10 protein-coding genes are annotated in these 14,912 nt (G+C 34.3%); 1 reads left to right on the top strand and 9 read right to left on the bottom strand.

Going from position 1 to position 14,912, the window contains the following annotated elements; translation table 11 throughout:
• Window positions 1–40: 40 nt before the first annotated feature.
• Window positions 41–1,306 (bottom strand): NADP-dependent isocitrate dehydrogenase, encoded by a 1,266-nt coding sequence (gene icd, locus BTJ66_RS01170; RefSeq protein ID WP_099089170.1) that lies wholly within the window; start codon window positions 1,304–1,306, stop codon window positions 41–43.
• Window positions 1,307–1,378: 72 nt separating this feature from the next.
• On the bottom strand, window positions 1,379–2,497 hold the full coding sequence (locus BTJ66_RS01165) for a citrate synthase (RefSeq protein WP_099089169.1): 1,119 nt from the start codon (window positions 2,495–2,497) through the stop codon (window positions 1,379–1,381).
• A 354-nt stretch (window positions 2,498–2,851) separates the two neighbouring features.
• Here BTJ66_RS01165 and BTJ66_RS01160 point away from each other — a divergent pair, with 354 nt between their 5' ends.
• Window positions 2,852–4,213 carry an amino acid permease gene (locus BTJ66_RS01160; RefSeq protein WP_099089168.1) on the top strand — a complete coding sequence of 454 codons (1,362 nt, stop codon included), beginning with the start codon at window positions 2,852–2,854 and terminating at the stop codon, window positions 4,211–4,213.
• Window positions 4,214–4,330: 117 nt separating this feature from the next.
• On the opposite strand, the gene pyk is transcribed toward BTJ66_RS01160, so the two are convergent.
• The 7 genes from pyk to BTJ66_RS01125 form a co-directional block, all read right to left on the bottom strand.
• The gene (pyk, locus tag BTJ66_RS01155) at window positions 4,331–6,091 is read right to left on the bottom strand and encodes a pyruvate kinase (RefSeq protein ID WP_099089167.1); all 1,761 of its coding nucleotides are present in this window, start codon (window positions 6,089–6,091) and stop codon (window positions 4,331–4,333) included.
• Window positions 6,092–6,111: 20 nt separating this feature from the next.
• A complete protein-coding gene (gene pfkA, locus BTJ66_RS01150; protein WP_099089166.1) occupies window positions 6,112–7,080 on the bottom strand; it encodes a 6-phosphofructokinase in 969 nt (322 codons plus the stop codon).
• Between the two features lie 297 nt (window positions 7,081–7,377).
• On the bottom strand, window positions 7,378–8,322 hold the full coding sequence (locus BTJ66_RS01145) for an acetyl-CoA carboxylase carboxyltransferase subunit alpha (RefSeq protein WP_099089165.1): 945 nt from the start codon (window positions 8,320–8,322) through the stop codon (window positions 7,378–7,380).
• Window positions 8,315–9,181 (bottom strand): acetyl-CoA carboxylase, carboxyltransferase subunit beta, encoded by an 867-nt coding sequence (gene accD / locus BTJ66_RS01140; RefSeq protein ID WP_099089164.1) that lies wholly within the window; start codon window positions 9,179–9,181, stop codon window positions 8,315–8,317. The genes BTJ66_RS01145 and accD overlap by 8 nt, the downstream gene beginning before the upstream one ends.
• A 73-nt stretch (window positions 9,182–9,254) precedes the next feature.
• Complete coding sequence (gene ystJ, locus BTJ66_RS01135) at window positions 9,255–10,487, bottom strand: NADP-dependent malic enzyme (RefSeq protein WP_099089163.1); 1,233 nt, start codon at window positions 10,485–10,487, stop codon at window positions 9,255–9,257.
• Window positions 10,488–10,741: 254 nt separating this feature from the next.
• Window positions 10,742–13,945, bottom strand: a complete 3,204-nt coding sequence (locus BTJ66_RS01130; protein ID WP_099089162.1) for a DNA polymerase III subunit alpha — start codon at window positions 13,943–13,945, stop codon at window positions 10,742–10,744.
• Between the two features lie 21 nt (window positions 13,946–13,966).
• On the bottom strand, window positions 13,967–14,902 hold the full coding sequence (locus BTJ66_RS01125; protein ID WP_099089161.1) for a DHH family phosphoesterase: 936 nt from the start codon (window positions 14,900–14,902) through the stop codon (window positions 13,967–13,969).
• Between the last annotated feature and the right edge of the window lie 10 nt (window positions 14,903–14,912).

The raw sequence follows: 14,912 nt of genomic DNA, 5'->3' as shown, positions 1-14,912 counted from the left end.
TATGCACTAAATTGAAATTAACAACTATTGTCTCTTGCAATTAGATATTTTTGATTAATTCATCCGCAAATTCTGAAGTAGAAACTTCTTTAGCACCATCCATTAAACGTGCAAAGTCATATGTTACAACTTTAGAAGCAATTGTTTTTTCGATAGATGCCGTTATTTTATCTGCTGCTTCTTGCCATCCTAAGTGTTCTAACATTAATACGGCACTTAAAATTTCTGATGACGGATTAACTTTATTTAAACCAGCATATTTTGGTGCAGTACCATGTGTAGCTTCAAAAATTGCGTGCCCTGTTTCGTAATTGATGTTTGCTCCTGGGGCAATTCCGATGCCACCTACTTGTGCTGCTAATGCATCTGATACATAATCACCATTTAAGTTCATTGTAGCTACAACATCGTGATCAGCAGGACGAGTTAAGATTTGTTGTAAGAAAATATCAGCAATTGAATCTTTAACGATAACTTTACCATCTTTTTCAGCTTGTTCTTGCGCTTCATTAGCTTTATCTTTGCCTTCTTTTTCAACAATTTCATCATATTGTTGCCACGTGAATACTTTATCACCAAATTCATTATGTGCTAAATCATAACCCCATTGTTTAAACGCACCTTCAGTAAATTTCATTATATTACCTTTATGCACTAGTGTTAATGATTTACGATTATTGTCTAACGCATATTGAATTGCTGCACGTACTAAACGCTCTGTTCCTTCTTTAGATACTGGTTTAACACCAATACCAGATGTCTCAGGGAACCTAATATTTTTAGCACCCATCTCATCTTGTAAGAAGTCGATTAATTTTTTTACTTCTGGAGAGCCTTCTTTAAATTCAATACCAGCATAAATGTCTTCAGTATTTTCACGGAAGATGACCATATCTGTATCTTCAGGACGCTTAACAGGTGAAGGTACACCTTGGAACCAACGAACTGGACGTAAACATGTGAATAAATCTAATTCTTGACGTAATGCAACGTTTAGTGAACGAATCCCTCCACCTATTGGCGTTGTTAAAGGTCCTTTGATCGCAATTAAATATGATTCAATTGTATCGAGTGTTTCTTTTGGAAGCCATTCGCCAGTCTCGTCATAAGCTTTTTGACCAGCTAATACTTCTTTCCATTCAATTTTCTTTTCACCATTATATGCTTGTTCAACAGCTGCATCGATTACTCTGCTAGCTGCTTTCCAAATATCTGGTCCGATGCCATCACCAATAATAAATGGGATAATCGGATTGTTTGGTACTGTTAAACCGTCATTTGTTTTTACTACTTTTTCGCCTGCCATGTAAAAAAACCTCCGTGTATTTGAATTCGATATTTAATTGCACTTACTAAATCGTTCTGTTTATTGCTTTACCTATCTTTCTTCAATCGGTGCATAAGTTCTGTTAGTTTCACCAATATATTGAGCTCTTGGGCGCATAATTCTATTGTCTCTATATTGTTCTAAAATATGCGCAATCCAACCAGAAGTTCTACTTACTGCAAAGATTGGCGTAAATAAATCATGCTCAATGTTCATACTGTGATAGACCGTAGCACTGAAGAAATCAACATTTGCAATTAGCCCTTTTTCTGCTTTCATTTTGTCTGCGATTTTAACTGAGATATCGAATAATTGACTTTGCCCAGTTTCAGCAGTAATTTTTCTACTCATTTCTTTTAAGTATTTTGCTCTTGGGTCTCCATCTTTATAAACACGGTGCCCAAAGCCCATAATTTTCTCTTTGTTTTTTATTTTATTATCGATATATTCATCAACTTCTTCAATTGATTTAACTTCAGATAACATACTCATTACACGTTCATTTGCCCCGCCGTGTAATGGACCTTTTAAGGAACCAACTGCTGCAACAATACCTGAGTACATATCTGATAGCGATGAAACCGCACATCTTGCTGTAAATGTAGATGCGTTAAGTTCGTGATCAGCATGTAATACAAGTACCTTATTAAATGCTTCAATTTCGATATCACTAGGTAATTCGCCTCTTAACATGTATAAGAAATTACCAGCATAATTTAACTCTTTGTTTGGTTTGACTGCTTCTTTGCCTTCTCTAACGCGTGCATATGAAGTAACAAGTGAAGCGATTTTAGCCTGAATGCGAATTGCACGTTCTAATGTTTGGCTTTCTTCTTCGTCTTCCGCATGTTCATCAAAATGTGCAATATAAGAAACAGAAGTTCTTAATGCTGTCATTGGATGAACATTTCCTGTTGCGTATTCTTTAAAGTGGTTATACACTCTAGGATTTAGTGTCATATATTCAAAGAGTTTTTCTTTTAATTCTTTCAATTCTGATTCACTAGGTAATCGATAATGCCATAATAAGAAGATAACTTCTTCAAATTCAGCATTTTGCGCTAAATCATCAATATCGTAACCAGCATAAGTCAATTGGCTATCGATGATAGAACTTACTTTTGTTTCAGCTGCAATTACCCCTTCTAAACCTTTTTGTAACTCTGCCATATATAATTCCCCTTTTCTATTTCGTTATGAAATGGCTTTCATAAACCATTATATCCAATTTTGTCACTTTTGTGAATATTTAGGTTTCAATTTTCTTACCAAATCAATAAGAAATATTTATTTGTTTATATGCCCTAAAACACGCAACTATCTTTTACGTTGTTATAAATTCATTTTAATATGTAACCACTCTCACTTCAATTTTTATATCTTTTCAATTGGTTATCATGATTAATAACAAATTATTAATGTACTATTATACTGTATTAAGAGCGATATAGTTTCAGAAAATAGTTGTTTTATTTTATATTGCATTGCATAATAATAAATAACTAAATAAAGGAGTATTAAAATATGGCAAAACAACAGTTACAAAGAGAACTAAGTAATCGTCACATTCAGCTTATTGCAATTGGGGGAGCAATTGGAACTGGATTATTCTTAGGTGCTGGCCAAACAATCGCTTTAACTGGCCCGTCTATTTTACTTACGTATATTATAATTGGCTTTATGCTATTTATGTTTATGCGTGGATTGGGAGAAATATTAATTACTAACACTAATTTCAAATCATTTGCAGATGTAACCAATCATTACATTGGTCCTTTTGCAGGTTTTGTTACAGGTTGGACCTATTGGTTATGTTGGATTATTACAGGTATGGCTGAAGTAACCGCAGTAGCAAAATATGTCAGTTTTTGGTTTCCAAATATACCAAATTGGATGAGTGCCTTGTTTTGTGTGCTTGTCTTAATGTCACTTAATTTATTAAGTGCTAAGTTGTTTGGAGAATTAGAGTTTTGGTTTTCTATTATCAAAATCGTTACAATTATCGCTTTAATTGTTGTTGGTGCTATTATGATTATCATGGCATACAATACGCAATTTGGGCACGCTTCATTAACAAATCTTTATAACAATGGTATTTTCCCTAAAGGAATGAGCGGTTTTGTAATGTCGTTCCAAATGGCATTGTTCTCTTTCGTAGGAATCGAACTTATAGGTGTAACAGCCGGTGAAACAAAAGATCCTATTAAAACATTACCAAAAGCAATTAATAGTGTACCTACACGGATATTAATATTTTATGTTGGTGCTTTAGCAGTAATTATGTCTATCATTCCATGGAACCAAATCAATCCTGATGAAAGTCCTTTTGTAAGGCTCTTTGCACTTATTGGGATACCATTTGCAGCTGGTATTATCAATTTTGTAGTATTAACTGCTGCCGCATCATCGTGTAACAGCGGTATTTTTTCAAATAGTCGTATGCTTTTTGGATTATCATCTCAAAAGCAAGCACCACCCTTTTTTAACAAAACAAATAAAAATGGCGTGCCACATATAGCTATTTTCGTGTCATGTGGATTACTCATGATCGCAGCATTATTGAACTATATTATTCCAAATGCAACATTAGTGTTTACTTATATCACTACTGTTTCTACTGTATTGTTCCTTGTGGTTTGGGCTTTAATTACTGTGGCGTATATTAACTATCATCGTAAAAATCCAGAACTACATAAGCAATCGACTTTCAAATTACCAGGTGGTAAATACATGGGGTATGCTATATTAGCCTTTTTTGTATTAGTGTTTAGTTTATTATTCGTAAATACAGATACAAGAATTGCAGTATTCTTAACACCTATTTGGTTTATCATTTTGGCATTAATGTATTTACGTTATAAACAAGTAGCTAAAAACCAACATTAAGCAAAATAACATGAAGTTCTATATTAAAGCTTTATTGTCCTAGCTTACATTAAAAAGCACCCCTAACTCATCCGATTGAGTTAGGGGTGCTTTTACATGAACATTACGCCGTTTAACTTAAAGTACGTTAGCATAACCTTCGAATATTTTTCCTTGGTTCGCATCTACTGTAATTAATACATCATTTTGAATTTCTGAAGTAGCATTTTCTACACCTACAATTGTTGGAATACCCTTTTCAAGACCAATAATCGCACTTGGTGACGTAATACCATTTTCTTCAGTGATAAGTCCACTTGCTTTTTCAATATAAGGTACAAGTGTTTCGTCTACAGAATGCGTTACAATAATTGATTCTGATAAATCTTTACCTTCTAGTTCGCTCGCATCATTAACAATTAATGTTTGACCTACAACTGAGCTTCTACCAATACCTTGTCCTTTAGCTAGTTCGTCACCTACAAGATGTAATTTCATCATGTTTGTAGTACCTTTTTCACCAGTTGGAACTCCTGCTGTAATAATAATTAGGTCACCATTTTGAACTCTTTCTGTTTCAACTGCTGTTGCTACTGCATTATTTAATAATGCGTCTGTCGTTTTACGGCCTTCTTTAACAACTGGGTATATACCCCAAACTAAAGCACACTGACGCGCAGTTTCAGCACTTGGCGTAACTGCAATGATGTCAGATTGTGGACGATACTTAGATATCGTACGTGCAGTCGAACCACTCTCAGTAGCTGCTACGATTGCTTTAACATTTAAGTTTAAAGCAGTATGTGCTACTGAAACACCAATCGCATTTACTAATGAAGTTTCAACTAATTTAGTACGGTCGGACAATAATTTTTTATAATCTTGTGCTGCTTCTGCTGAAACGGCAATATTACGCATTGTTTTAACTGCTTCTTCAGGATATTGTCCTGCAGCAGTTTCACCTGATAGCATAACTGCATCTGTACCATCATATATCGCATTAGCAACATCACTTGCTTCTGCACGTGTAGCACGAGGATTGCGTTGCATAGAATCTAACATTTGAGTAGCTGTAATGACTGGTTTACCTAATTTATTACATTGTCTAATTAAATCTTTTTGAACCATTGGTACAGATTCTGGTGGGATTTCAACACCCATATCACCACGAGCAACCATTAAACCATCTGATACTTCAAGAATTTCTTTAATGTTATCAATACCTTCTTGGTTTTCAATTTTAGGAATAATGCTGATATTTGTATTGTGTTTAGCTTCTAACAGTTTACGAATATCTAATACATCACTAGGGCGACGTACAAAGCTTGCCGCAATAAAATCTACACCTTCACTGATACCAAAGTTAATGTCATCGGCATCTTTATCTGTAATACCAGGTAAACTCACTTTCACGCCTGGTAAGTTAACACCTTTTTTATTTTTTAATTCACCAGTATTAAGAACATCACATAATACTTCGCCATTTGCTTTATCAATTGATTTAACTTGTAATTCAATTAAACCATCATCTAATAAAATATATGATCCCTCATTGACATCATTAATAAGGTTTTCATAAGTAACTGAGAATTTTTCAGGAGTACCTTCTACTTCATTCATGCTTACGATAACTTCTGAACCTTTTTCAAGTTCAATAAGACCATCTTTCATATTATGTGTACGTATTTCTGGTCCTTTTGTATCAAGTAAGATTGCAACTGTTTTTCCTAATCTTTTAGAAACTTTACGAATTGTATCTATTCTTGCTTTATGCTCAGCATGGTCCCCATGTGAAAAGTTTAAACGTGCTACATTCATGCCAGCCTTGATTAATTTTTCAAGCATTGCTTCAGATTCGGACGCAGGTCCTATAGTACAAACAATTTTAGTTTTTCTCATTATTATTTCCTCCCAGTATTTTAAATAGATAATTCGTTCGTTAATTCATAAGTTTCAAAGTCAAACTCGTGTTCGTGTGATCTAAATATCTCTTCAAAAGGTGTATCAGTTAATTCATTGTTACGAATTCCAACTCCAATCGCAGTTTTCCCTTCTAACAATAAATCAACTGCATGACCTCCTAAACGCGACGCTAATACACGATCTGCGCCACTTGGACTTCCACCACGTTGAATGTGTCCTAACACAGAAACACGCGCGTCAACATTGATATATTTAGTCAATTCTTCAGCACATGCTTCACCTGACATACATCCTTCAGCAACCATTACAATTGAATGCTTTTTGCCACGTTTGATTCCGTTATCAATTTTTTCTGCTATGTCTTTAATGTCTATTTCGACTTCAGGAACAATGATTGTTTCAGCACCTACAGATAATCCTGCCCAAAGTGCTAAATCACCACAGTCACGTCCCATAACTTCAATGATGAAAGTTCTAGCATGGCTAGAAGCCGTATCACGAATCTTATCAACACATTCAATGATTGTATTTAGTGCCGTGTCAAATCCAATTGTAAAATCAGACCCATTAATATCATTATCAATCGTACCTGGTATGCCAATTGTTTGAATTTCGGGGCATTCTTCACTAATGCGTTGTGCACCTCTATAGCTACCATCTCCACCAATAACTACGAGTCCTTCGATGCCTCTTTTACGTAAATTATCTATACCTTTTTTGCGGACTTCCGCTTCTTTGAATTCTGGACATCTTGCAGAATATAAAAAAGTCCCGCCTCGTTGAATTGTGTCACCTACCGAACCGAGTTCTAGTTTCTCGATATCATCGTTTAATAACCCTTGATAGCCCTGGTATACTCCATAGACTTCAATATTATTATAAATCGCTTTTCTAACTACAGCTCTAACCGCTGCATTCATGCCTGGAGAATCTCCACCACTTGTCAACACTGCAATTTTTTTCATGACGACATACCTTTCTAACATGTATTTCTTATTCTAAAAATACCATAAAATCTAAGCTGTTGCCATTAAAATAAGGACTTGTGACAAATGTAAACGTTTTATAAACAAGTATTCAATAAATATACACATAGTAAGCGTTTCCTAATAAGTTTTCGAAATAATTGAATACATATATTCTATTACCTTAAATTGAATTTCAATAAACAAAGCATCGAATAACAACACTATAATGATCATATAAAAAAGAAGCTAAGACATTAAACATCTGTCTAGGCTTCTTCTTAAATATCTTGCTAATTATTCTGTATATGAACCAATCGTTCTGAATTTTTGATATCGATCTTCAACAAGTTGCTCGTTTGTTAACTTATTCAATTCTGCTAAATGCGTTTCAAAAGTATGTTTTATACTTTGCGCCTGTGTTTCGACATCATGATGTGCTCCACCTAACGGCTCTTTTATAACTTCATCTGCAATATTCAATTCATATAAATCTTCTGCCGTGATTTTCATCGTTTCTGCTGCAATTTTAGCTAGATTACTATCTTTCCAAAGCAAAGCAGAAGCACCTTCAGGAGAAATAACAGAATATGTACTGTTTTCTAACATTAAGATGCGATTTGTAATACCCAAACCAAGCGCGCCTCCACTTCCACCTTCACCAATTACTATTGAAATCACTGGTACAGTTAGAGAAGCCATTTCAACTAAATTTCTAGCTATTGATTCACTTTGACCTCTTTCTTCCGCAGCCTTACCTGGATATGCACCTTTAGTATCAATAAAAGTGAAAATAGGTCTGTTAAATTTTTCTGCTTGTTTCATTAGTCTTAATGCTTTTCTATAACCTTCTGGATGCGCCATACCGAAATTACGATATATGTTGTCTTTTGTATCTTTACCTCTTTGTTGACCCACTATTGTTACTGCTTGACCATTTAGATAGCCAATACCACCAATCATTGCTGGATCATCTCTGTAATTTCTATCACCATGCAATTCAATAAACGAATCAAAAATATGTGGTATATAATCTAACGATGTGGGTCTTTCTTGTAAGCGTGCTAGTTGCACTCGATCCCATGGCTTGAGATTGGTATATACTTTTTCAGTTTCCCTCGCTAATGATGCTTCAAGCATATCTATTTCTTCTTGTAAATCGACATCATTTTTCTCTTGAGATTCTTTCAAAGATTCAATTTTATTTTTTATTTCAAACAATGGCTTTTCAAAATCAAGCATTCGTTTTCACCTCTTGGTGCATTTTTAAAATATCAGATAATGTCGTTCTCATTTCTTTTCTATGGACGACTTTATCCAATTGTCCGTGTTCTAGTAAAAATTCAGCAGTTTGGAAATCATCCGGTAATTTTTCGTTAATCGTTTGTTCAATAACACGTCTACCAGCAAATCCAATTAACGCCTTTGGTTCACTAATATTAATATCACCCACCGAAGCAAAGCTTGCAGAAACGCCACCAGTTGTTGGATTAGTTATATATGAAATGTATAATAATCCTGCATCTGTATGTCGTTTTAATGAAACGCTTGTTTTACCCATTTGCATTAAGGAAATAATGCCTTCCTGCATTCTAGCGCCACCACTTGCTGAAAACAATATAAACGGCAATCGGTTTTCAGTACAGTATTCAATGATTCTACAAATTTTCTCACCTAATACCGATCCCATACTTCCCATTCTAAAGCGTGCATCCATGACTGCTACACCAAATGTAACACCGTCTAACTGCGCAGTGCCAGTGACAACTGCTTCATTTAAGCCAGTTTTTTGTTGGTCTTTTTGAATTTTCTCTTCATAACTTGGGAAGTCCAATGGATTAGCAGAGGTCATTCCTTTATCAAATTCTTTAAATGTCCCTTCATCAGAAATAGCTTCTATGCGATTGTGCGCAGTTAGTGCAATATGATGATCACAATTAAAACAAACATTTAAATTTTCTGCTAGTTCTTTTGTATACATAATTTTTTTGCACTTAGGACATTTGGTCATGATACCCGCTGGTACATCACTTTGTTTTGAATCAGATACTGTTACGTACTTTTTCTTTTTACTGCTTCTATTGAAAAAATCTTTAAACATTGGTAAACCTCCACTTAACCATCGCTTACTTACTCCATACCAAATTGGTCGTTGCAATCAGCGTTAATGAATATTATTTATCTAAGTCTGTTAATTTCATTGTTTTATTATATATTTCTTCTGGATCAACATCTACTCTTGCTACCCCAGATTCCATTGCAGCTTTTGCAACTTCTCTAGCGACAGATGGCGCTACACGTTTATCAAAAGGACCTGGTATACAATAGTCCGGATTTAACTCTTCTGGTTTAATTAAATCAGCTATAGCTTCAACAGCTGCTTGTTTCATCTCTTCATTAATATGTGTAGCCTCAACATCCAATGCGCCTCTAAATATGCCTGGGAAAGCCAACACATTATTTATTTGATTTGGAAAATCTGAACGCCCAGTACCGATTACTTTGGCACCTGCAGCTTTAGCTACATCAGGTTTAATTTCAGGATTTGGATTAGCCATTGCAAAAATAATTGGATCATCAGCCATAGATTCAACCATTTCTTTTGATAATAAATCTGCTACAGATACACCAATAAATACATCTGCGTCTTCGATGACATCTTTTAGACTGCCGTCTACTTTATCTCTATTAGTCCACTTAGCTACATATGCTTTCGTATCATTCATACCAAATGAGCGATCTTCATAGATTGCTCCCTTTGAATCACACATAATCATGTTTCTTACACCATAAGAATAAAGTAATTTAACAATTGCAATACCTGCAGCACCAGCACCATTCAGTACAACTTTAATATCAGACAAATCTTTGTCAACTATTCTTAAAGCGTTAATCATGCCTGCAACCGTTACAATCGCCGTACCGTGTTGGTCATCATGGAAAACTGGAATTTTAGTTTCTTTTTTCAATCTTTCTTCAATTTCAAAACAACGTGGTGCTGAAATATCCTCCAGATTAATACCACCGTAATTGGGTTCAAGTAATTTTACAGTCTTAATTATTTCCTCTGTATCAGTAGTATTTAAGGCAATTGGCACCCCATCTATACCAGAGAAACTTTTAAATAAAACAGCTTTCCCTTCCATAACTGGAATACTTGCTTCAGCTCCTATATTTCCTAGCCCTAGCACTGCAGTTCCATCAGTAACAACTGCTACAGTATTGCCCTTCATTGTATATTCAAAAACTTTACGAGGATCTTCATGTATTTCTTTACAAGGTTCCGCTACACCCGGAGAATAAGCTAGGCTTAATTCCTCTTTATTTGTCACTTTTACTTTAGGTGAAACTTCTAATTTCCCTTGATTTCTTCTGTGCATTTCTAAAGCTTCGTCTCTTAAAGTCATGTAATCTACCCCTTACATCCAATTAGTTTAAAATAACACTCATATACATTTTTATTACAATCTAACCTAAATTACAAATAATATCGTTAACTCGCACGATAATTTATTTTGCTAGTTAATGTTTGTAATAAAAACATATAGGTATGTTTAGTTATTATATATTTTTTCAATCTTAATAAAATAAAATTAAAACTGATGGCAAGTTTATGCTTAACCATCAGTTAACTATACCATAGTTTATAGCGCGATTAAAGTTAAATAATTCTTATATCCCATGGTGAAAACCTTTGAATCAGTTCACTTAACAATTCATTATCCCGTGTAACATAGCCAATCGTTTTTATGTTATTTTGACGTTCATTAAAATATTGTACTGGTATTTGATCACGTACATTTTCTTCAGTTAAAAATGGATGCATCGTTGATTCATCATCTAGTTTTCTAATAACAATCTGTTCCGCTTGTTCAAACTTCGTTTTTTCAAACTTATCTATTGAATCTATTTGATTCAAAATCAGTTGCTGCTTATTATTTCTATTTTCAAACTTACCCCTTACGACTAGCATTTGAGATGTATTTAACTCAGTTTCATATTTTTTGAATGTATCTGGGAATAGTACACCATCCAAATTGTCAACACCATCGTTTAGGGTAACGAACGCCATATTTTGTCCGTTTTTCGTTCTAATACGTTTCATATTATCCATTTGAACAAAAATAGGTTTATTATCTTGGGCGTTTGCAAGTTTATATATACCTAGATATTGTTTTTGCTCAAACGCTTTTTCCACCGGATGTGTGGATACATAAAACCCTAAATATTCTTTTTCATATTCACTAAGTACTTTATCTGGCAGTTCGTCCTTTTCTTCATAAGTAGCTTTAGGTGTGAGCACATCAAATATGAAGCCATCTTGCTCTATATCTGAAATATCATCTAAGACTTGATCTATAGATTGTAATAGCGTCGCTCTATTTTTGCCGAAAGTATCAAATGCGCCAACTAAAATAAGTGATTCTATTAATTTTCTAGATTTTATCCTTTTCGGGATACGGCGAGTAAAATCAAAAAAGTCTTTAAATGCGCCGTTAGTTTTTCGTTCTTCCACAATTAGCTTAACGCTTTGATAACCGATTCCTTTTATGGCACCAATTGATAGATAAATGCCTTTTTTTGTAGCTTTATAAAACCAATGACTATGATTTATATTAGGTGGCAAAATGTTAATATTCTGGTGCTTTGCCTCATCAATCATCTGTGCGGTTTTCTTTTCACTTCCGATTGAATTACTTAAAATATTAGCATAAAAATAATTAGGGAAATGAACTTTTAAGTAACCCATGATATACGCTATCTTCGAATAACTAACAGCATGCGCACGAGCAAATCCATAATCTGCAAATTTTAAAATCAAATCAAAAATTTGTTTACTTAATTGCTCACTATAACCATTTTTTAAGGCGCCATTCACAAAATGTTGACGTTCGCTTTCTAAAACCGCTCTATTCTTTTTACTCATTGCACGTCTTAAGATATCCGCTTCACCATAATTAAAGTTGGCGAATTTACTCGCAATTTGCATTATTTGTTCTTGATAAATAATGACACCATATGTCGTTTTTAAAATGGGTTCTAAATCGGGATGAAGATATTGTACTTTATCAGGATTATGACGTCTTGATATATAGGTTGGAATTTCTTCCATTGGTCCTGGTCTATATAGTGATGTTACCGCTACTATATCTTCGAAATGCTCAGGCTGTAATCGTTTCAGTACATTCCTAATACCATCAGACTCTAATTGGAAGATACCTGTTGTATCCCCCTGTGATAATAATTGAAATACCTTTTTATCGTTAAAAGGTATTTGTTCTATATCTATGTCAATATTTAAATCATGTTTTACTTGTTTCACAATTTGATGAATAATCGAAAGATTACGCAAACCTAGAAAATCAATTTTCAACAGACCGATTCTTTCTGCCTCAGTCATTGTCCATTGCGTTAACAGACCTGTATCACCAAGCGTCAATGGTGCATATTCATAAAGAGGATGATCATTGATAATGATACCTGCTGCATGTGTTGAAGTATGTCTTGGCAATCCCTCTAACTTCTTACATATTTCAAACCATCGTTCATGTCTATGATTACGGTGAACAAATTGTTTAAATGCATCAAGCGTATAGGCTTCGTCCAATGTAATGCCAAGCTTATGGGGGATTAATTTAGAAATTTCATTTAATGTAACTTCATCGAAGCCCATTATCCTACCAACATCTCTAGCCACCGCCCTTGCAAGAAGATGACCAAAGGTAACAATACCTGCGACATGATTTTCACCATATTTTTCTTGGACATACTGGATAACTTTATCTCGATGCGTATCTTCAAAATCAATATCTATATCCGGCATAGTGACCCGTTCTGGGTTTAAGAAACGCTCAAATAATAAATTATACGCAATCGGGTCAATCGTCGTAATGTTTAGTAAGTAACTAACGAGCGAACCAGCAGCAGAACCACGTCCTGGCCCCACTAATACATCATTGTTTTTCGCATATTGAATTAAATCACTAACTATTAAGAAATAATCTTCGAAGCCCATTCTAGTGATAACTTGATACTCATGTACTAAACGCTTTTGATATATATTATTCTTATCTTCAGTTAAATTTAATCGCTGAAGTTCTTTCTCTAATAATTGCCATAAGTAATCGTTGGATTGCTGTTGGTTTGGCGTTTTATATTTTGGTAGCAGAGATTGATGATAACTTATTTCCGCCTGACAAAGCTGCTCAATGCGATATGTTTGTTCTAAAACTGTATCACTTAATGATAAATTTTCTAATTCTTCACTGGTATATAAATGTTCATCATAGTCAGGTTGTTCACTCACTAAATCTAACTTACTATTGTCTTTAATAGCAGCCATTGCAGAAAGCGTATCTGAATCTTGTGGATTAAGGTAACGTGTACTTTGTGCCCAAACCATTGGTAAATCAAAGGTAACTTCACTCGTATGATTCACAAATGTATGATTATGATTTAAAAAACCAGAAATGATTGATTTATGAGTTTCTGTAACATGTTTAAAAATGACTATAAGATGACTTGAATATCTTTTTAACCACTCTATTGGTGTCTCTGACTTTTCTTTCATCTTTATTGCTGAAGATAATTTGAATAAATCTTTTATCCCAGAATTATCTTGTGCTAATACGATAGTTTCAACCTCCGTTAAACCATCAGTAACATGAATCGTCATACCAAAGATTGGATGGATATTTGCAGCAATACACGCGTCATAGAATTGTGGAAGTCCATACAAAACATTCGTATCTGTAATTGCAAGTGCTGAATATCCTTCTTTTGCAGCTTTCGCAACAACTTCTTTAATTCTAATACTTGAATTTAGTAAATCGTACGTCGTATGAATGTTTAAATGCGCAACCATTTGCAAATACCTCCTATCTTATTAAAGTTTATGATTCAATGCTTCAGCTAGTTTTTCAAAGTGTTCCCAGTCTCTCACAGATACACCAGATGCATTTTGATGACCACCGCCACCAAAATCGCTCGCAATATCGTTTATAATGATCCCTTTAGAACGAATACGACATCTAATTTCTGAACCTTCATCAACTGCAAATACCCATATTTTCAATCCTTGAATATCGGCAATTGCATTTACAAACAGTGATGCCTGATTTGCAGCAATATCAAATTGTTCTAAGACTTCTTTAGTAATGACAACCTTGCAGAAACCTTTGTCATTTAAATCAAAATGTTGTAGCACATATCCTTGAAATGGTAATAATTTGGGATTTTTTTCCCCCATCTTATTAAGCACTTCATTATGATTGAATGGAAATTTTAATAATTGACTCGCAACATTCATCGTATGTGGCGTTGTATTATTGAATAGGAATCTTCCTGTATCTCCAACGATACCAAGATAAAGTACTCTGGCTACGGTTTCATCTATGATAGACACGTCATTAAAATGAACGATAAAGTCAAATATAATTTCACTCGTTGAAGATGCTTGATCATTTACATAGTTAATATCACCATATTGGTCTACTGCAGGATGATGGTCTATTTTCACTAATAAACGCCCTTTATTAAATCTTTCATCACTGATACGAGGTGAATTAGCGGTATCACACACAATGACTAATGCCTCGTCATAAACATCATCAGATATTTCATCAAACGTACCAATAAAATCTAATGAAGGTTCTGCTTCTCCTACAGCATAAATCTTTTTATTTGGATATTTGAGTTTTAAATAGTTTTTCAGACCCAACTGCGAACCGTACGCATCTGGATCTGGTCTGACATGCCGATGTATAATAATCGTTTCTGCTTCATTGATTTCGTGCATGATTTCATTAAATTCTTTCGTCATCTATATCTTC

This window comes from Staphylococcus edaphicus, assembly GCF_002614725.1.
Taxonomy (GTDB): domain Bacteria; phylum Bacillota; class Bacilli; order Staphylococcales; family Staphylococcaceae; genus Staphylococcus; species Staphylococcus edaphicus.
Note: the sequence above shows the minus strand (reverse complement) of the source record. Positions and strands in the feature narration are given on the sequence as shown.